The 21,240-nt window shown below is 65.0% G+C and carries 20 protein-coding genes and 1 pseudogene; 8 read left to right on the plus strand and 13 right to left on the minus strand.

The genetic code is table 11. The annotated features are described in order from the left end of the window. Nucleotides 1-85: 85 nt before the first annotated feature. The 5 genes from FJ418_RS18600 to FJ418_RS18620 form a co-directional block, all read right to left on the minus strand. Nucleotides 86-1,135, minus strand: coding sequence for an ABC transporter permease (locus tag FJ418_RS18600; protein ID WP_140644119.1), 1,050 nt, complete (start codon nt 1,133-1,135; stop codon nt 86-88). Further along, on the minus strand, nt 1,132-1,929 hold the full coding sequence (locus FJ418_RS18605; protein ID WP_140644117.1) for an ATP-binding cassette domain-containing protein: 798 nt from the start codon (nt 1,927-1,929) through the stop codon (nt 1,132-1,134). The genes FJ418_RS18600 and FJ418_RS18605 overlap by 4 nt, the downstream gene beginning before the upstream one ends. Before the next feature lie 87 nt (nt 1,930-2,016). After that, entirely contained in the window at nt 2,017-3,030 is a 1,014-nt protein-coding gene (locus tag FJ418_RS18610) for a substrate-binding domain-containing protein (protein ID WP_140644115.1), read from the minus strand. A 110-nt stretch (nt 3,031-3,140) separates the two neighbouring features. Beyond that, the gene (locus FJ418_RS18615) at nt 3,141-4,049 is read right to left on the minus strand and encodes a sugar phosphate isomerase/epimerase (protein WP_140868006.1); all 909 of its coding nucleotides are present in this window, start codon (nt 4,047-4,049) and stop codon (nt 3,141-3,143) included. After that, complete coding sequence (locus FJ418_RS18620; protein ID WP_140868009.1) at nt 4,046-5,077, minus strand: Gfo/Idh/MocA family oxidoreductase; 1,032 nt, start codon at nt 5,075-5,077, stop codon at nt 4,046-4,048. The genes FJ418_RS18615 and FJ418_RS18620 overlap by 4 nt, the downstream gene beginning before the upstream one ends. A 200-nt stretch (nt 5,078-5,277) precedes the next feature. Between FJ418_RS18620 and FJ418_RS18625 the strand changes: the two genes are divergently transcribed. The 3 genes from FJ418_RS18625 (at nt 5,278) to FJ418_RS18635 (ending at nt 9,521) form a co-directional block, all read left to right on the plus strand. After that, complete coding sequence (locus FJ418_RS18625; RefSeq protein WP_140868012.1) at nt 5,278-6,303, plus strand: LacI family DNA-binding transcriptional regulator; 1,026 nt, start codon at nt 5,278-5,280, stop codon at nt 6,301-6,303. Between the two features lie 167 nt (nt 6,304-6,470). Beyond that, the gene (locus tag FJ418_RS18630; protein ID WP_140868015.1) at nt 6,471-7,952 is read left to right on the plus strand and encodes an esterase-like activity of phytase family protein; all 1,482 of its coding nucleotides are present in this window, start codon (nt 6,471-6,473) and stop codon (nt 7,950-7,952) included. A 102-nt stretch (nt 7,953-8,054) separates the two neighbouring features. Continuing rightward, a complete protein-coding gene (locus tag FJ418_RS18635) occupies nt 8,055-9,521 on the plus strand; it encodes an MATE family efflux transporter (RefSeq protein ID WP_140868018.1) in 1,467 nt (488 codons plus the stop codon). A 7-nt stretch (nt 9,522-9,528) separates the two neighbouring features. Here FJ418_RS18635 and FJ418_RS18640 read toward each other — a convergent pair whose 3' ends face one another. Next, the gene (locus tag FJ418_RS18640; protein WP_140868022.1) at nt 9,529-10,737 is read right to left on the minus strand and encodes an MFS transporter; all 1,209 of its coding nucleotides are present in this window, start codon (nt 10,735-10,737) and stop codon (nt 9,529-9,531) included. A 138-nt stretch (nt 10,738-10,875) separates the two neighbouring features. Here FJ418_RS18640 and FJ418_RS18645 point away from each other — a divergent pair, with 138 nt between their 5' ends. After that, nucleotides 10,876-11,451 (plus strand): TMEM175 family protein, encoded by a 576-nt coding sequence (locus FJ418_RS18645; RefSeq protein ID WP_140868025.1) that lies wholly within the window; start codon nt 10,876-10,878, stop codon nt 11,449-11,451. A 3-nt stretch (nt 11,452-11,454) separates the two neighbouring features. Here the strand turns inward: FJ418_RS18645 and FJ418_RS18650 are convergent, their stop codons facing one another. After that, nucleotides 11,455-11,736 (minus strand): hypothetical protein, encoded by a 282-nt coding sequence (locus FJ418_RS18650; RefSeq protein WP_140868028.1) that lies wholly within the window; start codon nt 11,734-11,736, stop codon nt 11,455-11,457. Nucleotides 11,737-11,957: 221 nt separating this feature from the next. Here FJ418_RS18650 and FJ418_RS18655 point away from each other — a divergent pair. Then, nucleotides 11,958-12,824: pseudogene (locus tag FJ418_RS18655) on the plus strand (SDR family NAD(P)-dependent oxidoreductase). Between the two features lie 103 nt (nt 12,825-12,927). Here the strand turns inward: FJ418_RS18655 and FJ418_RS18660 are convergent. The 3 genes from FJ418_RS18660 to FJ418_RS18670 form a co-directional block, all read right to left on the minus strand. After that, entirely contained in the window at nt 12,928-13,359 is a 432-nt protein-coding gene (locus tag FJ418_RS18660; protein WP_181166993.1) for a low affinity iron permease family protein, read from the minus strand. A 333-nt stretch (nt 13,360-13,692) separates the two neighbouring features. Continuing rightward, the gene (locus FJ418_RS18665) at nt 13,693-14,334 is read right to left on the minus strand and encodes a DapH/DapD/GlmU-related protein (RefSeq protein ID WP_140868031.1); all 642 of its coding nucleotides are present in this window, start codon (nt 14,332-14,334) and stop codon (nt 13,693-13,695) included. A 60-nt stretch (nt 14,335-14,394) separates the two neighbouring features. Continuing rightward, on the minus strand, nt 14,395-14,823 hold the full coding sequence (locus FJ418_RS18670; RefSeq protein WP_140644341.1) for a CreA family protein: 429 nt from the start codon (nt 14,821-14,823) through the stop codon (nt 14,395-14,397). A gap of 232 nt (nt 14,824-15,055) precedes the next feature. On the opposite strand from FJ418_RS18670, the gene FJ418_RS18675 reads away from it, so the two are divergent. From FJ418_RS18675 to FJ418_RS18685, 3 genes are all read left to right on the plus strand, one after another. After that, nucleotides 15,056-15,640, plus strand: coding sequence for an SCO family protein (locus FJ418_RS18675; RefSeq protein ID WP_140868034.1), 585 nt, complete (start codon nt 15,056-15,058; stop codon nt 15,638-15,640). Further along, nucleotides 15,640-16,512 (plus strand): 50S ribosomal protein L11 methyltransferase, encoded by an 873-nt coding sequence (locus FJ418_RS18680; protein ID WP_140868189.1) that lies wholly within the window; start codon nt 15,640-15,642, stop codon nt 16,510-16,512. The genes FJ418_RS18675 and FJ418_RS18680 overlap by 1 nt, the downstream gene beginning before the upstream one ends. 99 nt (nt 16,513-16,611) lie before the next feature. Beyond that, nucleotides 16,612-18,456 (plus strand): aminopeptidase P family protein, encoded by a 1,845-nt coding sequence (locus FJ418_RS18685; RefSeq protein WP_140868037.1) that lies wholly within the window; start codon nt 16,612-16,614, stop codon nt 18,454-18,456. 125 nt (nt 18,457-18,581) lie between these two features. Here the strand turns inward: FJ418_RS18685 and FJ418_RS18690 are convergent, their stop codons facing one another. The 3 genes from FJ418_RS18690 to FJ418_RS18700 form a co-directional block, all read right to left on the minus strand. Beyond that, entirely contained in the window at nt 18,582-18,878 is a 297-nt protein-coding gene (locus FJ418_RS18690; RefSeq protein WP_140644085.1) for an AzlD family protein, read from the minus strand. Then, nucleotides 18,875-19,603 carry an AzlC family ABC transporter permease gene (locus tag FJ418_RS18695; protein WP_140868040.1) on the minus strand — a complete coding sequence of 243 codons (729 nt, stop codon included), beginning with the start codon at nt 19,601-19,603 and terminating at the stop codon, nt 18,875-18,877. Before FJ418_RS18695 ends, FJ418_RS18690 begins: the two co-directional genes overlap by 4 nt. A 224-nt stretch (nt 19,604-19,827) precedes the next feature. Further along, nucleotides 19,828-21,222 (minus strand): glutamine synthetase family protein, encoded by a 1,395-nt coding sequence (locus FJ418_RS18700; RefSeq protein WP_140868043.1) that lies wholly within the window; start codon nt 21,220-21,222, stop codon nt 19,828-19,830. Nucleotides 21,223-21,240: the final 18 nt, after the last annotated feature.

The following is a 21,240-nucleotide window of genomic DNA, read 5'->3' on the forward strand; positions in this document are numbered from 1 at the left end:
CGACGTCGTTGATGGTAGAACAGTATCTCCTTCAGGCCGCTCGCTTTTTCCGATGTGGCTGGCGCTCCAGCTGTAGCGGTGCCCCTCACCTGTACCGCGCCTGGTTCCACTTATGGCCGAGCAGCGACAGGATGATGATTAGCCCGTTGAAGAACTGGACGTAGAAGCCGCTCAGGCCCGCCGCCACCACGCCGGTCTGGATGAACGACACGGTGACCGCGCCGATCGCGCCGCCAACCACAGTGCCGATGCCGCCCCAGGTCGGCGTGCCGCCGACGAACACCGAGGCGAGCACCGGCAACAGATAGCCGTCGCCCGCCGTCGGCCACCAGGTGAAGTTGATCATCACCGAAAACGTGCCGGCGATCGCAGCGCCGATCCCGACGAAAACGAACACTTTCACCCGAACCCATTTGACGTCGATGCCCATCTGCCTGGCGCTGTCGGGATTGTCGCCGACCACCTTGACCTGCGCGCCGAAGCGATGGCGGTTGTAGAGCAGCGCCGAAAACACAACGAAGGCGATGGCCCAGAATATCTGCACAGGGATGCCCCAGACCTGGCTGGAGAAGATCCTGTAGGCCGAGCTGTCGGCAAGGCCGGTCAGCGCCATCGACTTGCCCTCGTTGATGATCTGGATCAGCCCGCGCAGCAGGAAATTCATGCCGAGCGTGGCGATCAGCGACGACAGCCCGCCATAGACGACCAGCGATCCGACCAGGAAGCCGAGCAGCGTGCCGGTGACGAGCGCCGCCGCGATGCCGAGGAACGGGTCATAGCCGGCCTGCACCACCAGCGCGAAGACCCAGGAGGCAAAACCCATCGTCGCCGGGAACGACAGGTCGATCTCCCCGCAGGTGACGACGAAGACCAGCGGCACCACCACGAACAGCGCCACCGGGAGCGTCGTCAGCACCGAGCTGTAAAGGTACCAGGTGGAGAACACGGTCGGGTTGGCGATGATGAACACCGCCATCATGACGACGAAGACGGCGAGCGTGCCGAGCGATGCACGGTTGTCGAGGACGAAGCCGCGCAGCCAGTGATCGGAGGGATGGTTCCATTCCTTGCCAACCGCCGCGCCGCGCGCGCTTGCAAGGGGCTTCTGCAGATCGGGTTCCATGGCCTTGCTCATCGCGCTCCGTGCTCCGCTTCGCCGGCTTCCTGCAGTCCGGGCAGCCCGCCCGGATGCGCGACGTCTTCCATGAAATTGATGAGGTCGTCGGCCGACTTGACGTCGCTACGGTCAGCGCTGAGCGCCACCTTGCCGCGGTCGAGCACGACGAAACGGTCGGCGATATCGAAGACATGGTGGATGTTGTGGCCGATGAACAGGATCGAGCGGCCGCTCGCCCGCACCTGGCGCACGAAGTGGAAGACCTTGGCGGTCTCGGTCAGCGACAGCGCCGTCGTCGGCTCGTCGAGGATGATCAGCTCCGCCTGCTTGTAGATGGCGCGCGCGATCGCCACGCCCTGGCGCTCGCCGCCGGAAAGCTGGCCGACGATCGACTGCGGCGTGAACACTTTCGAGGTGAAGCCGATCTCGCGCATCAGCCGGCTCGCTTCCTCGATCTCCTTGTTGACCTTCAGCCAGCCCATGAAGCTGGTGAGCTCGCGGCCCATGAAGATGTTGCGCACGATCGTCTGCTGCACGGCCAAAGCCCGGTCCTGGAACACCGTCTCGATGCCGGCGTCGCGCGAGCGCGCCGCGCTCCATCCGCTGACCGGCTTGCCGCGCACCAGGATCTCGCCGCTGGTCGGCTTGACCACGCCGGACAGGATCTTGATCAGCGTCGACTTGCCGGCGCCATTGTCGCCGATCAGGCCGACCACCTCGCCGCGGTCGACGCTGAGATTGACGCCGCCCAGCGCATAGACCTGGCCATAGGATTTCTTGATGTCGCGCAGTTCGATGATGCGTTCGCCCATGCGATCCTCGCTTGAATTGTCCATCTGCCGGCCTTTGCGCCGGCGATCCGGCCGGCCGGGCCTAATCCCGGCCGGCGGCTTGGGAGGTCAACGCAGCGCCTGCTTGGCGAGCTCGGCGACGATCTCATAATTCTGCGGCGTGACGAAACCCGCGCCGGTATCGACATTCATCGGCGCCAGTCCCAGCACGACCTGCTGGCAAAGGCTGAGGATAGGCAGGTAACCTTGCAGGAACGGCTGCTGGTCGGCCGTCAGCTGCACCCAGCCGCCCTTGAAGGCTTCGACGATCTGCGGGCTGGTGTCGAAGCCGAAATTGAAGATGTCGCCTGGCTTTCGCCCCGCCGCCTGCATGTAGGTGGCGACATTGCCGAGCATCTGTCCGCCGGGATAGCCGACCGCCTTGACGTCGGGATGGTTGAGAAGTGCTGCCGTGATCACCGGAATGGCGAGATTGGGATCGGAAGCCCATTCGCCGCTCGGCGGCGAGGAGAGCTGGATCACCTCGACGCCCGCCTCCTTCAAGGCAGCTACCGTGCCGCGTTCGCGGGCACCGCGGTTTTCATTCTCGAACGGCCCGATCATGATTGCCTTGTCGCCGGCTTTCAGCTTGCCAAGCTTGAACGCCTCGGCGCCGAGCGCGCGGCCCTGCTGCTCCTGCTGCGCGCCGACATAGCCGCCGCCGAACGCTTCCACCACCTTCGGCACCGGCACGTTCTGGTACATCATCTTGATGCCGTCCTTATGCGCCTGCTCGGCCAGCGGCATGATCGCGGCATCGCCCGGATGGCCCATCATGGCGATGCCCTGCGGCTTGACAGCGACCGCCTCGCGCAATTGCTGCACCATTTTCTCGACGTCCCACTGAGAGAAGATGTAGTCGACCTTCGGCCCGAGATCGGCGGCCGCCTGCTTGGCGCCATTGTAGACGATGGTGCCGAAGGCGTCGCCCTCGGCGCCGCCGACGAAGAAGCGGATGTGCACGTCCTTGCACCATTGCGCGTCCAGCGCCTGTGCCGGCAAAGTGGAGATCGAGGCGCAGAGCGCCGTGGCGGCCGCCACGACGGTCGAGCGCAGAACAGTCCTTCTGGTCGTCATGCTCATGCACGTTCCTCCCTTTTGATCCCTCGCATCGGAGGGTTTTCGACAATCGCTCGGCGCGGCGCGCCGCAGTGCCGGCCGGCTCCTCCCGCCGACCAATCCTCAATTTGGCCTCAAGCCGGATTGGGCAGGTAGCTGGACCCTCCCCGGCATTGCTTCAGATAGTCGAGCGCGCGCGCCTGGCCGGTGATCTCGAGATCGCCGCGATAGACCGGATCGTGCCAGCCCTCGATGTCGATGGCGCCCTTGTAACCGGCAAGACGCAACTCGCTGATCACCCGCGTCCAGTCGCTGTCGCCAAAACCCGGCGTACGCATCTGCACGAAAGGCAGGCGGCCGAACACGCCGTGCTCGCGGATCACATCCCAGCGCACGGTGGCGTCCTTGCCGTGGACGTGGAAGATGCGCGGCGCCCATTTGCGGATCTGCGGGATCGGGTCGATCAGATAGACGAGCTGATGGCACGGCTCCCATTCGAGGCCGAGATTGTCGTTGGGCAACTCGTTGAACATCAGCTCCCAGGCATCCGGGTTGTGGGCGATGTTCCAGTCGCCGCTCGCCCAGTTGCCGTCCATCGCGCAATTCTCGAAGGCGATGCGCACGCCCTTGTCGGCGGCGCGTTTCGCCAACGGCCCCCAGACTTCACGGAAACGCGGGAGGCTGTCGGTCAGCTTCTTGCCGCGGATGCGGCCGGTGAAGCCGCTGACCATGGACGTCCCGAACAGATGCGCATTGTCGATGACGGCCTCCCAAGCCGCGAGCACGCCGCGATCGACCTCGCCGCCTTCCAGCGGGTTGCCGAACACGCCGATCGACGACACGGTAACGTCGGCATCGCCGATCGCTTCGCGGATTTCGCCCGCCAGGCGCTTCAGGTCCTTGCCGTCCAGCGTCTGCCAGAAGAAAGGCTGGATGCTCTCGAAGCCGAGCGGCAGGATCTGCCTGACATAGGCGCCCGGGTCGTCGAGATTGGCCCGCACCATGGTGCCGATCCTGATGTCGAGAAGCGGATTTGCCATCATTGTGCTTCCTTGACGATTGCCACGCGCCGCCCGCTCTCCGCGCTCTCGATCGCGCCGAAGACCATGGCCAGGCTTTTGAGGTTGTCGGCGCCGCGCGTCTCCGGCTCGGCGCCGGTCTCGATCGCGTGCATGAAATCCTTGATGATGCCGAGATGGCCGTCGACGCGGTCGGTCGGATCAAGCGGCGGCACTTCGATCGGCTGGGTCTTGTCGATGATACCATCGCGGCCGGACGCAACCACCTCCGCCTTGAGCCCGTCATGGCCATCCCACAGCACGCTGCCGCGCTCGGCGACGATGCGCCAGCTGCCTTCCCAGCTGGTGCGGAAGCCGTCCGCGCACCAGGAGCCGGCATAGGTGAACACCTTGCCGCCGCCGAGATCGAAGACGGCGCTCGCCGATGAGCCCTGCCGGTACCAGGAATTGGCCGGCTCCCATTCCTGGCAGTAGACGCTGGCCGGTTCGCCGGCGACCATGTAGCGCGCGGCGTCGAAAGTGTGGATCGCCATGTCGAGCAGCAGCACGTGGCGCATCTCCTCGCGAAAGCCGCCGAAATGCGGCGCGACGAAGAAATCGGCGTGGATGCTGGTCGCCGCGCCGATGGCGCCTGAATCAAGAAAGCGCCTGATGCGCCTGACATTGGCGACGTAGCGCCGGTTCTGGACGACGGCATGGACGCGCCTGGCCTTGCGCGCCGCCTTGATGATGGCGCGCGCATTGTCCGGGCTGTCGGCCAGCGGCTTTTCGGTGAGCAAATGGCAATGATGGGCGAAGGCCGAAAGCGCGACTTCGCGGCGGGCAGCCGGGACCACGACATCGAATACGGCGTCGGGCTTGGTCTCATCGAGAACGGCGTCGAGGCTTGTGCTGACCACTGCATTGGAGAGCCCGTATTCGCGCGCCCTCGCTTGCGCCCGTTCGGCATCGAGATCGACAAGGCCGGCAATGGCGAGCCCGTCGATCCGCCTTGCGGCATCGAGCCAGTGCTTGCTCATGGCTCCGCACCCGACCAGGACGACCTTCATCATCCAGCACTCCTCCTCGGCTCGGCCCCTCCAGGCCGAGTGTCACGGGGCATCCGCGGCATCAACCGTAAACGTTTTTCCGTAAACGTTTACGAGAACACACCCGATGGCGTAGAATGTCAATCGGCTGCTTGTCGAAAATTGTCCCGAAGCCTTGGCCTGAGCGGCAGCCGGTGCTAGCCAAGGCAGGGGGAGAACCGTCCTTGGCGTCCAGCATCCACGACCTTGCGCGTCACCTGAACATTTCGATCGGCACCGTGTCGCGGGCGCTGAACGGCCGCGCCGACGTCAATGCCGACACCCGCCGGCGCGTGCTGGAAGCCGCCAAGCTGCTGAACTACGCGCCCAACCAATCCGGCCGCAGCTTGCGGCAAGGCGCCACCCATTCCGTCGCCTTCATGCTGCAGCCGCATCCGGGTGACCAGCAATATGGCGAGCCGTTCTTCATCCCGTTCCTGACCGGCCTGCAGGCGCGGCTGGCCGAAAGCGGGCTCGATCTGATCGTGGTGATGGGCGCGCCTGGCGACTACCAGCAGGAGCGCCTGCGCCGCGTCGTCGAGACCCGCCGCGCCGACGCGGTGGTGCTGGCCTGGACGCGGCGCGAGGACGAACGCATCGACTATCTGACCGAGCGAGGCTTTCCCTTCGCAACACTCGGCCGCAGCCGCTCGGGCGGCAAGTCCTACCCTTCGCTTGATCTCGATTTCGAGAAGGCGGGCAGCGACGCGGTCGACCGGCTGGTCGCGCGCGGCCATCGTCGCATCGCCGCCATCCGCCCGGCGCTCAACCTCAATTTCGGATATCTCTTCCTCGACGGCTATCGCAAGGCGCTGAAACGGCACGGCATCGAGGTTGACCTCGGCCTGATCGCCGAGGGCTTCATCAACGAGGCCGGCGGCTACCAGGTGACGCCGCGCGTCATGCTCTCCAAGGACCGACCGACGGCAATCATCTTCAACAACGACGCCATGGCGCTCGGCGGCTGCAAGGCACTGGCCGAGATGGGCATCCGGCCGGGTCACGACATCGCCGTGACCGTCATCGTCGACACGCCGCTCTGCCGCTATTTCTCGCCGACTCTGACAGCCTTCCGTCCATCGCTGGAGCCGATGGGCCGGAGGCTGGCCGAGATGCTGTTCGCCTCGCTTCCCGCCTTCGCCGGCCCCGAAGGCACACGCATCATCCGCGAGGTTTGGCCGCTGGAGCTGGTCGTTCGGGAGAGCGATTGAGCGGAAGCGCTTTCCTTCTCCCCCTTTGGAAGAAGGAAAGAACCTCCGCCTGTCACGCAACCATCACGTTCACGTCCTAGACCGCTCGACGGCCAGGGCTGGCCGCATCGTCGATGCCGCGCCTTTTTGAGCCACTGGCCGCTCTGCTCGTCAAGAAGGGGATATCGATGAAACACCTTAACCGAACCGTCGCGCTCGGCGCGGCGCTTGCCCTGTTCACCGCCCTCACCCCGGCGCTCGCCGACGGCGTTGCCTATGTCAACAAGGGGCTGGTCGGCATCGGCCGCATCCCGGCCAGCCAGAAGGACAAGTTCGGCGAGACCTTCGGTTCAGGGTCCGGCATGGCGATCGACACCAAGTCCTGGGCGCGTGATGGCGCCGGCTACAAGGGTTCGCTCTGGCTGCTGCCGGATCGCGGCTACAATGTCGTCGGCACCACCGACTATCGCCCGCGTCTCAACACCATTTCGATCGAGCTGGCCCCGACCGCTCCTGGCGCAGCGCCCGCTGCTGGACAGGAACAGACCGGCGTCAAGGCGACGCTCGCCGACACGATGCTGTTGACCGACGACAAGGGCGCCGACGCCACCGGCCTCGATCCGTTGAACGGCGTGCGCGAAGCCGCCGGCGACATGCCGATCCTGCCGCAGGCCGACAACGGCAAGCTGGCGTTGGATAACGAAGCGATCGCACGGCTGGCGGACGGCACGATGTTCATCTCCGACGAATATGGCCCCAACATCTACCGTTTTTCGGCCGACGGCCACCTGATGTCGGCGACGCAACCGCCCGCGGCCCTTGTGCCGATGCGCCACGGCAAGCCGAATTTCGCCTCCGACAACCCTGGCCCGGGCGCCGCCGAGCCCGATCCGAAGGACCCGGAGACCGGCCGCCAGAACAACCAGGGGCTCGAAGGCATGTCGATGACGCCCGACGGCAAGTTCCTGATCGCCGTGCTGCAGTCGGCGGCCCGCCAGGACGGCGGCGATTCCGGCTCGACCCGCCAGAACACCCGCGCGCTGGTCTATAATGCTTCCGACCTCGCCCACCTCAAGCTGGCGCACGAATATGTCGTGCCGCTGCCGGTGTTCAAGGATGCCAAAGGCAAGACCAAGGTGGCCGCGCAGAGCGAGATCGTTGCGCTCTCCGACAAGAGCTTCCTGATGCTGGCGCGCGACTCGGGCAACGGCCAGGGTCTCAAGGGCGACGAGTCGCTCTATCGCAAGATCGAGATCGTCGACCTTTCCGCCGCCACCGATATCGCCAACGGTCCGTTCGACGCGGCCGACAAGCCGGTCGCGCCGAAGGGCGTGCTCGACCCGTCGGTGACGCCGGCCAAGCTTACCTCGTTCATCGACATCAACGACAAGGGCGAGCTCGGCCGCTTCGGCCTGCACAATGGCGCGCCGAACGACAAGGACAACCTTTCGGAGAAGTGGGAGGCGATGTCGCTGGTCTCCGTGCTCGATCCGAAGCTGCCCGACGACTATTTCCTGTTCGTCGCCAACGACAACGACTTCCTCACCCAGGACGGCTTCCAGGTCGGCGCTTCGTACAAGGCCGAGGATGGCGCCGATGTCGACACCACCTTCCTCGTCTATCAGGTGACAATCCCCGGCCTGTCTGGGAACACTGTCGCCGGCCAGTAACCGGCGACGGGCGAATGCCCGTCATCCCGCTGATCCTGAAAAGGATGCATGACCATCAGGCCTGCGATACCATCGCGGGCCTGATTCATTTTCGGTGCTGCCATGGATGACAAGAAGCCCACCCGCCGGCGGACCGGCGACCTGACCAGCGGCCCCATTCCGCGCACGCTGCTTTTGTTCGCCCTGCCGGTGCTGGGCTCCAACGTGCTGCAGTCGCTGAACGGCTCGATCAATGCCGTCTGGGTGGGGCGCTTCCTTGGCGAAGCGGCGCTGACGGCGACCTCCAACGCCAATCTGGTGCTGTTCCTGATCCTTGGCACGGTGTTCGGCATCGGCATGGCGGCGACCATTCTGGTCGCGCAGTCCGTCGGCGCCCGCGATCTGCCGGAAGCCAGGCGCATCGTCGGCACCAGCGCCACCTTCTTCTTCCTGGTTTCCGTGGTGTTCGCGGTCTGCGGCTGGGTCTGGGTCGACGCCATCCTCACCGGGCTCGGCACGCCGGCGGATGCCTTGCCGCTGGCGCGCGCCTACCTGCGCATCATCTTTGTCGCCGTGCCGATGATGAACCTTTTGTCCTTCGTCATGACCGTGCTGCGCGGCGCCGGCGATTCGCGCACGCCGTTTGTCTTCATGGCGCTGGCGGTCGTTCTCGACGTCGTGCTCAATCCCTTGCTGATCCGCGGCATCGGCCCCTTCCCCGAGCTCGGCATCGCCGGCTCGGCGACTTCGACGCTCATAGGCCAGACGGTCAGCGTGATCGCCATCCTGATCGTGCTCTATGCCCGCAAACACCCGCTGCGGTTGGCGGGCGCCGACCTCGCCCTGCTCAGGCCCGACCCGGCGCTGCTGCGCATCGTCGTCTTCAAGGGCATTCCGATGGGCCTGCAGATGATCGTCATCTCGGCCGCGGCATTGACCGTGATGGGCATCGTCAATTCCTACGGCTCGCAGGTCGCTGCCGCTTACGGCATCGCCGCGCAGCTCTGGACCTATATCCAGATGCCGGCTCTGGCGATCGGCGCCGCCGTCTCCTCGATGGCGGCGCAGAATGTCGGCGCCGGGCGCTGGGACCGCATCGGCAAGGTCGCGGCGTCCGGCGTGGGCTTCAACCTGGTGTTGACCGGCGCGCTGGTGGCGCTGCTTTTCGTCTTCGACCGCGCGGTGCTCAGCCTCTTCCTCAGCAACGACAGCGCCGCGATCGACATCGCCGCCCACATCAACAGGATAGCGTCCTGGTCGTTCATCCTGTTCGGCATCACGATCGTGCTGTTCGCCACGGTGCGCGCCACCGGCGCCGTCATGCCGCCGCTCATCATCCTGATCATCTCGGTGTTGATCATTCGCACCGGCTTTGCCTATTCCATGCGCAGCGTCATCGGCCAGGAGGCGCTGTGGTGGAGCTTTCCGGCGGGCTCGATCGCTTCGCTGGTGCTGGCCGCCGCCTATTATCGCTTCGGCCGCTGGCGCACCATGCATATGATCGAGGATCGGCCGGCGGCGGGCGAGCCGCCCGACACCGGCCTTGGCATGCCGCGCCAACGCGCGCAGCTCCTGCCGGAGACCGAATAGCCAAGACCTACCGTGCATATCTGACGCCAAAGCCGAGCGCGACCAGCGAGAAGACGATGATCATGCCGGCAAAGGCCAGGCTTGCCACGGTGGCGCTCGCCAGGCTGGACAGGATGCCGATGCCGATCACCGGCAGCGCGTTGCCGCAGAAGCAGCAGATGAAGAAGGCCGACACCACCTCGGCGCGGCGGTCGGCCGGCGCGATCTGATTGACCACTTGCAGGCCGCCGCGATAGCCAAGCGCCGCCGCCACGCCGCAGACCGCCGTCGCGGCGATCATGAGCGCCATCGAGGCGTAGACCTGCGCCGCCACGATCAGCGCCACGGCGGGGATCATCAGCGCCAGCGCCGCGAGCATGGTGGAGCGGCTGAAGAACCAGGCGGTGCCGACGATGGTGATGGCCGCCACGCTCGACAGCTCGAAGAAAAGCCCGCCGGCTTCGGCATGATTGGTCACGTGCAGCTGCTGCGCGAGAATGCTCGGCGCCAGCGCGGCATAGAAGCCGACCAGCGCCATGGCGCCGAAACCGGTCACCGCCGGCGCCACGAACTGCGCGCGGATACCGTCAGGCACCGAAAGCTGCGGCCGCAGCGAGACGTCGGAGAACCGTCCAGGCCTGGAGACGGTTTCCCGCGTGCGCCAGATCAGCAGGGTGACGAGCCCAAGCAGGACGAGATAGACGGCAAATGTCAGCCTGAGCGGCCATGGCGCGAATTGGGCGAGCACCCCCGCCACGAGCGCGCCGGCCCCGAGGCCGACAAAGTTGGTGCTGGTGGCGATGACGGCGGCGCGCGACTTGTCCTTGCCCTCGATCAGTTCGGCCAGCCAGGCGGTGCCGGCGCCTGCGCCGACGCCGATGCCGAGCCCGCTCAGGATGCGGGCGATGTCGAGCCAGGCGAGGTCTTCGGCGAAGAGGAAGGACAACGCGCTGACCACCGCAACAGCCATCGCGGCAAGCGCGGCGGGGCGGCGGCCGACGGCATCCGAGAGACGGCCGAAAAACAGCAGCGCCGCCAGATTGCCGACCACATAGACGGCATAGACCAGCGTCAGCGTGATCTGCGAAAAGCCGAATTCCTGCTTGTAGATCACGTAAAGCGGGGTCAGCGCGGTGCTGCCGGCAAAGAGCGCGGCGATCATGGCGGCGACGGCGGCCTTTGCGGCGGTCCCGTCAAGTTCATTCTCACGCGTCATGGTTTGAGCGTCGCTGGCCATCGGCACCTCCGGCGTTGCAAGCCCAACGCCTATGTAATGACGGCTGTTCCGGTTGCCGAACGCCCTACTGACAATTCTGGCAGGATGGTCAGGCGCAAAATCCTCTCGTAACGTCCGTCAGCCACCGAGGGAGGAATCATGGGCAAGGGACGGGTCGAGGCATTTACCGATGGCGTCGTCGCCATCATCATCACCATCATGGTGCTGGACCTGAAAGTGCCGCACGGCGAGGATTTTTCAACACTTCTGCCGCAGTGGCCGATCTTCTTCTGCTACGTGCTCTCCTTCATCAATGTCGGCATCTACTGGAACAACCTGCACAACATGTTCCACACCGTGCAGCGCGTCGACGGACGCGTGCTATGGGCCAATCTCAACCTTCTGTTCTGGCTGTCGCTGATCCCGGTGACCACGGCGTTCATGGGAGAGAACCATTTCGCGCCTGCGCCGGTCGCCGTTTATGGCACCGACCTCGCGCTCTGCGCCGTCGCCTACGCCATCCTGGTCATCAAGCTTCGCCATCTGCATGGCGCCGACACGACCTTCGCCAAGGCCGTCGGCCACGACAAAAAGGGCAAGATCTCGCTGGCGCTCTATATCGTTGCCGTGCTGCTAAGCTTTTTCAATCAGTGGATCAGCGTGGCGATCTATGTGCTGGTGGCGACCGTCTGGTTCGCGCCGGACAAGCGCTTCGAGCGGTTGGTAGAGAAATAACGGCTATTTCCGCATCACTTTCAGCTTTTCCGCCACAGAGGCGGCAAGATCGGCATAGCGTTCCTCCAGCCTTTCTGCCGCCTTGATGATCGGGAAGTCATGGCCGAACTTCTCCAGCGCCAGCCGCAGCTTTTCGGCGAAATCCGCCTGTTTCTCCAGCGCCGCGAACAGCGTTTTCACCTGCGCCTCGCTGATGTCGGGATTGGCGAGCATCTTCGACACCTCGCGACCCATCTGATCGCCGTTGACGGTTTGCTCTTTCAGGATTCCGATCCAGTCGGTCAAATGCCGAACTCCTTTTTGGGACACCATGCGCGGCGGGCGCCGCCATGGTCAACCCGTTGCGGCCATCGCCGTCAACCCGTTGCCGCCATCGCCGTCAACCCGTTGCGGCTGTTGCCGTCAACCCGTTGCGGCTGTTGTTGCGGTCACATGCGGGACGAACCGGGCTTGCCTCGGCAACGTCCGGCGTTAAGTTCGGCCCGACCCTCATAAGGATGGAAACCATGACCAGCGACGCCCAGATCCAGATCGCCCTGCCCGCTTTCGCTTCCGGCAACGTCGCCGTCATCACTGGCGGCGCCAGCGGCATCGGCCTTGCCGCCGCAAAACGGTTCGCGGCGATGGGCATGAAGGTGGTGCTGGCCGATATCGGCGGCGTGCGCCTCGACCAGGCAAGAGAGGCGGTCGCGGCGATCGCCGGCGACGACGCCGTGCTCCCAATCCCCACCGACGTCTCCAGGGCGGACGAGGTAGACCGGTTGGCGGATCTCGCCAACGGCGCCTTCGGCGCGGTGTCGGTGCTGATGAACAATGCCGGCGTCGGCAACAATCCGGGCAAGCCCTGGGAGAACCGCGACGCCTGGAAGCGGCTGCTCGACATCAATTTCTGGGGTGTCGTGCATGGCGTCTAGGCCTTCGCGCCGCGCATGCTCGCGGCGGGCAAGCCGGGCACGATCATCAACACCGGGTCCAAGCAAGGCATCACCACGCCACCCGGCAACCTCGCCTACAACGTCTCCAAGGCCGGCGTGAAGACTTTTACCGAAGGGCTGGCGCACGCGCTGCGCAACGAGCCGGGAGCCAAGGTGTCGGCGCATCTGCTGATCCCCGGCTTCACCTATACCGGCCTGACCGAAGGCGCGACGGAAAAGCCCGCCGGCGCCTGGACCGGCGAGCAGGTGATCGACTTCATGCTGGCATCGCTGATGGACGGCGACTTCTACATCCTGTGCCCAGACAACGAGGTGGCGCGGCCGACGGATGAAAAGCGCATGGCCTGGGCGATCGGCGACATCATCGAGAACCGCCCTGCTCTGTCGCGCTGGCATCCCGATCACAAGGACGCCTTCGCGGCCTTCATGGGCCGCTAAGCAATTCCAGGAAAAGTGCGTAGCGGTTTTCCGTCCGGAATTGCGCAAAAGCAAATATTTAGAGCGGTTCGACGTTTCTGCGAAACGCTCTAGCCGACCAGGCTCAGGCGGCTGCTTTCTTCTTGGAACCAGCCTTGCCCGCCACAGCCTTCTTCGCCGCCATCTCGGCAATCTTGCGGTCGTGCCGCTTGGCCGCCGCTTCGCATTTGTCGCGGATCTCCTCGACCTCCGATTCCGTCAGATGCTCGATGCCGATGAAGTGGTTCTGGGCGCGGCCGACCCGGATCAGCTCGTCGAGCTTGGCCTGGATCGCCGCGCCGTCACGGTTCTGCGTGTTCTGGATCAGGAATACCATCAGGAAGGTGATGATGGTGGTGCCGGTGTTGATGACCAGTTGCCAGGTGTCCGAAAAGCCGAAGAGCGGGCCGGTTGCCGCCCAGACCACCACGATCAACACGCAGACAGCGAAAGTCGGCGGCATGCCGGCGAGATGTGCCACGCAATTGGCAACCCTTGTGAATAGTTTCTCTATCATCTGGATCCCACAACAGGCCGCATCGGCGCGGCGCTCACAGGAAAACAGACAGCCGCGGCTTCCGGTTCCAAGTCGTTGGATTTTCTCGCATGCGCGCGTCCACAATCGGCTGCACGCGAAAGGCGCGAACGGGGGAAAACACACCTTATTTGTTTGTTTGCGATAGTGCCGGTGCAGGCCGAAGCCTGTCATTCCGCTTCACGGCGGTTTACCTCCAGCCCCTTCCGCTGCGCCACCCCCGCATGGCGGAAGGGGCAACTATTCCCGAGAGCGAAGCGTAATACCCAAGTAGCGCCCCTCAGCGTCCTCTGGCGCTCCGCCGCTGGTTCGCCTTTAGAGGGTGCCGTCTTCCCAACGATCGAGAAAGGCCTCGATCGGCACGGCCTGCATGTCGGGGATTGCGCTCGCCAGTTTCTCGGGCGTCCAGTCCCACCAGGCGAGCGCGTCGATGCGCGCCGCGACGGCGGCCGGGAACCGCTGGCGCAGCGGCTTGGCCGGAACGCCGGCGACGATCGTGTAAGGCGCGACGTCATGCGTTACCACGGCATTGGCGCCGATGACGGCGCCGTTGCCGATCGCGACGCCCGGCATGATGACCGCGCCGTGACCGATCCAGACATCATGGCCGATGCTCACCGATTTTGCCTGGCGCCGCGCGCGGAATTCGGTGTCGACGCCCAGCCAGCGGAAATATTCGTTGGGCCGGTAGCTGACCTTGTGCTGCGTCAGCCGCTCGATCGGATGCTCGAGCGCGTTGATGCGGCTGTTGGCGGCGATCGAGCAGAACTTGCCGATCGTCGTGTAGATCGCCTCGGAATGGCGTTCGAAATAGGAAAAGTCGCCGACGCTCACTTCGCGCAGGATCACCCGCTCGCCGATCGAGGCATAGCGGCCGAGCTTGCACGCCTTCAACTCCGCGGTCGGATGGATGCGCGGCTCGGGATCTTTCAGGACAAGATTTTCAGGGTGGTCCATAACTCGGGCTTTACGCCCGAGCGATTGGTCCCGCAAGCGGGGCCGATCGTCCGCTTCGGCCTATTGCGGCTTGCCCTTGGTCCAGACCACGTTCTGGCCGTAAAGCGGCACGGTCGTGACCGACATCTTCGCCGAGCCATTCTGCACCTGGCGCGAATGCGACAGATAGATCAGCGTCTCGTTCTTCTTGTCGTAGATGCGGTTCACCACCTGCTTCTTCCAGATCAGGCTGAGGCCCTGCTTGAACACCTCTTCGCCGCCCTCGCTCATGTCGATGTCGCCGATGGTGATCGGCCCGGTCTGGCGGCAGGAGATCGAGGAATCGGAAGGATCCTCGAACCAGTTGCCCTTATGCAGCCGGTCGATGATGCTGCGGTCGAAATAGGCGACATGGCAGGTGACGCCGTCGACCTTCGGGTCCTTGATCGCGTCGATCATGATGTCGTTGCCGATCCAGTCGACGCCGACTTTACCCACTTCGTCAGCCATGGCCGCGCTGGCGCTCAGGGCAAGACAGGCAGCGAACAAGCCGATCAATTTTCGCAAGGAGGCCTCCTCGGTTCGGTTTTTGCCGATGTCAGGTGGGGCAGGATCGTGGCGTTTACAAGCCGATCGGCCTGCCCGGCCGCTTGCGGCAACGCGACATCTTTGCGCGCCCGGCGCCGACCCGCTAAGACTGTCGCCGAACCTGGCTTCCAGCCAAAGCAATGGACATTCACTGATGATGCGTTCAATCCTGGTCGGCATTCTCGTCCTGATGGCGGCGGGTATCGGCTGGCTGACATTCGACTGGTACCGGGGCCATTATGGCGGCGAGCCCTTCGGCGCGCCCTTCACGCTGGTCGACCAGAAAGGCGCGCCGATCACCGAAGCGGCGTTCAGAGGGCACCCGAGCGTCGTGTTCTTCGGCTTCACCCATTGCCCGGAAGTCTGCCCGACGACCCTGTTCGAGCTGGCCGGCTGGCTGAAGACGATGGGCGACAGCGGCAAGAACCTCAACGCCTATTTCGTCACCGTCGATCCGGAGCGTGACACGCCGCAGACGATGAACACCTATGTCAGCAACTTCTCCGACCGCATCACCGGCATCACCGGCGATCCGGACAAGTTGCATGCCATGGCCAAGGCCTTCGGCATCTACTGGAAGAAGGTCGACACAGGCGACGGCGACTACACGATGGACCATACGGCTTCGGTGCTGCTGCTCAATGCCAAGGGCGATTTCGCCGGCACCATCGCCTATGGCGAGAGCGCCGACACCGCTGTCGCCAAGCTGAAGCGGCTGGCAGCGGGCGGGCAAACATGATGAGCCAGACCCGGCTCCATCTCACTGCCAACAAGGTCGAGGCCGACCGCATCTTCGCGGCGCTCGACGCCGCTTTCGAGGATGACGGCCTGCCGATCGCCGTGCTGGAGCTCGACGAGGACAACGACATCCACGAAGTTTCGCTCTATGCCGATGGCGACGTCGATCCCGTCGAAGCGCGGGTCAAGGATCTCCTCGCCGGTCTCGGACTGCCGAAGCCCGTCGCGCGCGAGGTCCTTCCCGACGTGGACTGGGTGTCGCGCTCGCTGGAAGGCTTGAAGCCGGTGTGCGCCGGCCGCTTCCTGGTCCACGGCTCGCACGACCGCGCCAAGCGCCACGCCGGCGACCTCGCCATTGAGATCGAGGCCGGCCTTGCCTTCGGCACCGGCCATCACGGCACCACCGCCGGCTGCCTCGAAATGCTGGAGCAGGTGGTGCTGCGCGAGCGGCCGCGCAACGCGCTCGACCTCGGCACCGGCAGCGCGGTGCTCGCCATCGCGCTCGCCAAGCTCGCGCACATCCCGGTGCTGGCGACCGACATCGATCCGGTCGCCATCCGCGTCGCCGCCGCCAATGCCCGCCTCAACCATGTCAAGGCGCTGGTCGAGACGGTGACGGCGCCCGGCTTCCACAATCCGATCTTCGCCAGGCGCGCGCCTTTCGACCTCATCGTCGCCAACATCCTGGCCCGGCCGCTTATGCGGCTGGCGCCGGAGATGGCCAAGCATATCAGGCTCGGCGGTTCGCTCGTGCTCTCCGGCATCCTCGACCGGCAGCGCGACGCGGTGATCTCGGCCTATGTCGGCCAAGCCTTCCGCCACGTCCGCACGCTGCATCGCGAGGGCTGGGTGACCATCCACCTCAAGCGCTGAGCCTGGCAAAATCTAGCCTGTCTGGCCCTGCCGAAATCGATTCCGGTTTGAAGGTCTATGCGCTACGCTCTCGGCTCGCATTCGAGGGAGACGCCAAAAATGTTCCAGACCTTTGATTCCGCTGGCGATCCGGCCGTCGGCAAGCCGCGCGTGGCGCTGCTGCGGCGATGGCTGTCCGAGAACGGCCTCGACGGCTTCATGGTCCCCCGCGCCGACGAGCATCAGGGCGAATATGTCGCCGACCGCTCGGCGCGGCTGAAATGGCTGACCGGCTTTTCCGGTTCGGCCGGTGTCGCCATCGTGCTCCGCGACCGCGCCTTCATCTTCGTCGACGGCCGCTACACGCTGCAGGTGCGCAACGAGGTCGACCTTTCGATCTTCACCATCGAAAGCGTCATCGACAATCCGCCGGCCGCCTGGATCAAGGACAATCTCGGCAAGGGCGCGAGGCTCGGCTTCGACCCCTGGCTGCACACGATCGGCGAGATCAAGGCGCTCAAGGCATCGGCCGAGCAGTCCGGCGCTACTCTGGTGCCGCTCGACAAGAATCCCATCGACATCATCTGGAAGGACCAGCCGCAGCCGCCGCGCGCGCCTGTCGAGATCCATCCGCAAAACCTCGCCGGTGAGCTCGCCAAGGACAAGCTGGCTCGGCTGGCGGGCGCGATCGGAAAGGACGGCGCCACCCACGCAGTGCTGACCGATCCCTCTTCGATAGCCTGGGCCTTCAACATCCGTGGCGGCGACGTGCCCCATACGCCGCTGGCACTCGGCTTCGCCATCCTCGCCGCCGACGGCAAGCATCAGATCTTCATGGACCAGCGTAAATTCCCTCGCCAGGTCGCGGCCTACCTCACGCAGTTGGCTGACCTGCACGATCCAGGCGAATTCGAAGCCGCGATCATCGAGCTCGCCAAGGGCGGCGCGAAAATCGCGCTCGATCCTGTGCTGGCGGCGGACAAGCTGAGGATGCTGGTCGAGGACAATGGCGGCACCGTCGTGTTGGCCGCCGACCCGGCGCGCATACCGCGTGCCACCAAGAACCAGGCCGAGATCGCCGGCAGCCGCGCCGCGCATCGCCGCGACGGCGCCGCGGTCGCCAAGCTGCTCTGCTGGCTGGATCGCCAGAAGCCCGGCTCGCTGGACGAGATCGCCGTCGTCACCAAGCTCGAGGAAGTGCGCCGCCAGACCGGCGAGGAAACGCAGATGCCGCTGCGCGACGTCTCCTTCGACACGATTTCCGGCGCCGGCCCGAACGGCGCGATCATGCATTACCGCGTCTCGCGCGCCACCAGCCGCAAGCTTGAAAGCGGCGAACTGTTCCTGCTCGATTCCGGCGGCCAGTATCAGGACGGCACCACCGACATCACCCGCACCGTGCCGATCGGCCAGCCGACCGAGGAGATGCGCGAACGCTTCACCCTCGTGCTGAAGGGCATGATCGGCATCTCGACGCTGCGTTTCCCTGCCGGCACGCGCGGCTCGGAGATCGACGCCGTCGCCCGCGTGGCGCTGTGGAAGCATGGCTGCGACTTCGCCCACGGCACCGGCCACGGCGTCGGTTCCTACCTTGCCGTGCATGAAGGGCCGCAGCGCATCGCCCGCACCGGCACCGAAAAACTGCTGGCCGGCATGATGCTGTCCAACGAGCCGGGCTATTACAAGGAAGGTGCCTACGGCATCCGCATCGAGAACCTGATCCTGGTGACGCCTGCGGAGCAGATCGAAGGCGGCGACACCGCCATGCACGGCTTCGAGACGCTGACCCTGGCGCCGATCGACAAGCGGCTCATCCGCAGCGACCTGCTGCACCGGGACGAGCTGCAATGGCTCGACCGGTATCACGCCTGGGTTCTGGCCGAGATCGGCCCGATGGTCGACGGCGAAACGCTGGCCTGGCTGGAAAAAGCCACCGCGCCGCTGCCGCACGACGCGAAGATTTGAGAACAGCCTCTCTCTCCCCCGTTCACCGGGAGAAATGCCCGGTTCACCCTCCGTAGCTGCAGCGCCGCTGCTGCGGAGGACGGCCAGCGCAATGAGGGGCAGCGCCAACCATTCAGGATGGAAAGCTAACCCATAAACTGGCGCGCGATAATCAACACCGCCGCGCCGGCCAAAAACATCGCCATCAGGCCGCCACGCAGCGATACCAGCACGGTGACGATCAGCGCCGCCCATTCGGCCGGTCCGGCATGCAGCAGTTCCGGCGCGACGAGCGTCGTCAGCACCGCCGCCGGCACGGCGTTGAGCCCGGCCTCGACGCGCGGATGGATGGTCTCGAAGCGCGAGATGACGAGATGGCCGCCGACACGGGTCAGATAGGTGGCGACGGCGCCGGCGAGGATGATCCAGAAGGTGGTGCTCATGGCCGCTTGCCCACGCCGCTGTGGTGTGGCGGCAGGATCACCGCCAGAAGGACGCCGGCGACCGCGCCGATCGAGACATGCCAGGGCGAGCCGACGGTTTTGTAGGCGATGATCGAGGCGACGGCGCTGGCGGCGACGACGGGCGCCCAGAGCGGCCGCTTGCGGAAGCCAAGCACCAGGCCGAGGAAATAGATCGGCAGCAGGAAATCGATGCCCAGCGCATGCGTATCCGGGATCATCTTGCCGAACACAGCACCCAAGCCGCTTTCGATCACCCAGAACACGTAGACCGGCAGGCCGAGACCCAGATACCAGACGAAACCGACGGGACGGCCGGACTCGGCCCTTGCCTCCGCGATGGCATATTGCGGGTCGGTCAGGATGAAGTAGCCGAGCGCCTGCTGCAGCACGGGCCAATGCGCGATGCGCCTGCCGATGCCGGCCGAGTAGAGCACATGGCGGAAATTCACCGCGAAGATCGACAGCACGATCAGCCATGGCGCGACATGCTGGCCGAACAATTCGATGCCGACCATCTGGCTGGCGCCGCCATAGATCATGGCGCTCATCAGAAAAGCTTCGAGCACGGAGAAACCATTGTCGACGGCGATCGCGCCGAACAGGATCGCGAACGGCGCCGAGGCGACGACGACCGGCATCGACAATCGCACGCCGTCCCAGAAATCGCCGCCGGTCCTGCCTCCGGAGATTGCTTCCGCCGCCATCAGCCGCTCCTTAAGCATGTCGCCCAGAAGTGCGCAGCGGTTCTGGGACAACGACATGCATCAACCAAAGACTTAACGCGCGCCGCCTGAATCCGCTCAACGAGACGCGCTTTAAGAGCGGCCTCATTTAGGGAGCGTCGCCTTGCTTGTCACACCAATTCGCTTGACCCAGCGATCAGCGGAACTGATCGCCGGGTTGCCAATCGCCGGAAATTCCTGAGCGTTCAGCTGACGAAATAGCGCTGCCATTCGAAGTCGGTGATGTGCGAGGCTTGCCAGGCATCGAACGCCGCCTGCTCGGCGTGGCGGCTCTCGGCGTAATTGTCGCGGAAAGCCTCGCCGAAAGCTTCGGCGCAGAAGTCGGATGCGGCGAAGGCTTCGATAGAAGCGTTAAGCGTGCGCGGCAGCTTCGGCTTGTCGAGATTGGCCAGATTGGATGTCACCGGCACCTCAAGCGGCAGGTCCTTTTCGATGCCTTCGCAGCCCGCCGCCAGGATCGCGGCGATCGACAGGTAAGGATTGACGTCGGCGCCCGGCGCGCGGTGCTCCAGCCGGCAGGCTGCGTCGTTCGGCGTGGTGATGGCGCGGATCGGCGCGGTGCGGTTTTCGAAACCCCAGGCGACGTCTTCCGGCGACCACGCGCCGCGGTCGAAGCGGCGATAGGAATTGACCGTCGGCCGGAAGAAAATATGCGTCTCCTGCATGCGGTTGAGCACGCCGGCGAGGAATTTTTCGGCGACCGGCGTCAAGCGGTTGGGGCCGGCCGCGAAGGCCGGCTTGCCGTCCCGCCACAGGCTGACATGGTGGTGCGCGCCGCAGGCGCTTTCCTTGCCGGGCGGCTGGAAGCGCGTCATGAAAGTCGCGACCAGCCCGCGCTCGGCGCATAGCTCGCGCAGATGCAGCTTGGCCCGCATCGCGGCATCCGCCGCTTCCAGCGCGCTCGTCGGCGTCAGCGCGTATTCATACATGCCGTAGCCATATTCGGTGACCAGCGAAGCGATGCCGATGCCGATGCTTTTCATGCGCGTGATGAACTCGGCGGCGAAATCCTGGTAGTCGCCGCTGCGCACGAGATCGTAGTTGATCAGCGAATGGCCCCACGGCTTCAGCTCGCGGTAGCGGCCGGCGCGCATCAGGTCGTGGTCGGCGTGGAAAATGCCGAACTCGTATTCGAGCGCGAATTTCGGCTCGTAACCGAGCGCTCGCGCACGCTCCTCGACGCGGGCCAGAACGCCGCGCGGATCATACGGGCAGACGGAACCGTCGAGCATGTAGGAGCGCGTGATGGCCGAGGCGAATTTCGGTTTCCAGCCATGCTGCACCACCGTGTCCGGATCGATGAGCCCCTTTATGTTTGGAAAGCCGTTCTCCTCATTGGCGCTCGGCGAGGCGAAGGCGACGTCGCCCATCGGCTGGCCGTCGCCATGGGTGACGCAATAGAGGATGGCGTTGATCGACTCGCCATAGGTCGAAAGCTTCAGCGGCGCGATCTTGGAGCGCACGACGCCTGACGTGTCGACCGTGTGCACCTCGACGAACTCGACGCCGCGCGACGCGAGCTCGGCCTGCAGCGCTTCGAGCTTCGGCGCATACTCCGCCACCCTGTCCTCAAATTCCACGTTCAACCCTCCACCAGG

This window comes from Mesorhizobium sp. B2-8-3 (genome assembly GCF_006440815.1).
In the GTDB taxonomy this organism is placed as follows: domain Bacteria; phylum Pseudomonadota; class Alphaproteobacteria; order Rhizobiales; family Rhizobiaceae; genus Mesorhizobium.

Coding starts and splice junctions, on each gene's coding strand:
- FJ418_RS18600 (WP_140644119.1), bottom strand. CDS start 1,135: ATGAGCAAGGCCATGGAACCCGATCTGCAGAAGCCCCTTGCAAGCGCG.
- FJ418_RS18605 (WP_140644117.1), bottom strand. CDS start 1,929: ATGGGCGAACGCATCATCGAACTGCGCGACATCAAGAAATCCTATGGC.
- FJ418_RS18610 (WP_140644115.1), bottom strand. CDS start 3,030: ATGAGCATGACGACCAGAAGGACTGTTCTGCGCTCGACCGTCGTGGCG.
- FJ418_RS18615 (WP_140868006.1), bottom strand. CDS start 4,049: ATGATGGCAAATCCGCTTCTCGACATCAGGATCGGCACCATGGTGCGG.
- FJ418_RS18620 (WP_140868009.1), bottom strand. CDS start 5,077: ATGATGAAGGTCGTCCTGGTCGGGTGCGGAGCCATGAGCAAGCACTGG.
- FJ418_RS18630 (WP_140868015.1), top strand. CDS start 6,471: ATGAAACACCTTAACCGAACCGTCGCGCTCGGCGCGGCGCTTGCCCTG.
- FJ418_RS18635 (WP_140868018.1), top strand. CDS start 8,055: ATGGATGACAAGAAGCCCACCCGCCGGCGGACCGGCGACCTGACCAGC.
- FJ418_RS18640 (WP_140868022.1), bottom strand. CDS start 10,737: ATGGCCAGCGACGCTCAAACCATGACGCGTGAGAATGAACTTGACGGG.
- FJ418_RS18645 (WP_140868025.1), top strand. CDS start 10,876: ATGGGCAAGGGACGGGTCGAGGCATTTACCGATGGCGTCGTCGCCATC.
- FJ418_RS18660 (WP_181166993.1), bottom strand. CDS start 13,359: ATGATAGAGAAACTATTCACAAGGGTTGCCAATTGCGTGGCACATCTC.
- FJ418_RS18665 (WP_140868031.1), bottom strand. CDS start 14,334: ATGGACCACCCTGAAAATCTTGTCCTGAAAGATCCCGAGCCGCGCATC.
- FJ418_RS18670 (WP_140644341.1), bottom strand. CDS start 14,823: ATGGCTGACGAAGTGGGTAAAGTCGGCGTCGACTGGATCGGCAACGAC.
- FJ418_RS18675 (WP_140868034.1), top strand. CDS start 15,056: ATGATGCGTTCAATCCTGGTCGGCATTCTCGTCCTGATGGCGGCGGGT.
- FJ418_RS18680 (WP_140868189.1), top strand. CDS start 15,640: ATGAGCCAGACCCGGCTCCATCTCACTGCCAACAAGGTCGAGGCCGAC.
- FJ418_RS18685 (WP_140868037.1), top strand. CDS start 16,612: ATGTTCCAGACCTTTGATTCCGCTGGCGATCCGGCCGTCGGCAAGCCG.
- FJ418_RS18690 (WP_140644085.1), bottom strand. CDS start 18,878: ATGAGCACCACCTTCTGGATCATCCTCGCCGGCGCCGTCGCCACCTAT.
- FJ418_RS18695 (WP_140868040.1), bottom strand. CDS start 19,603: ATGGCGGCGGAAGCAATCTCCGGAGGCAGGACCGGCGGCGATTTCTGG.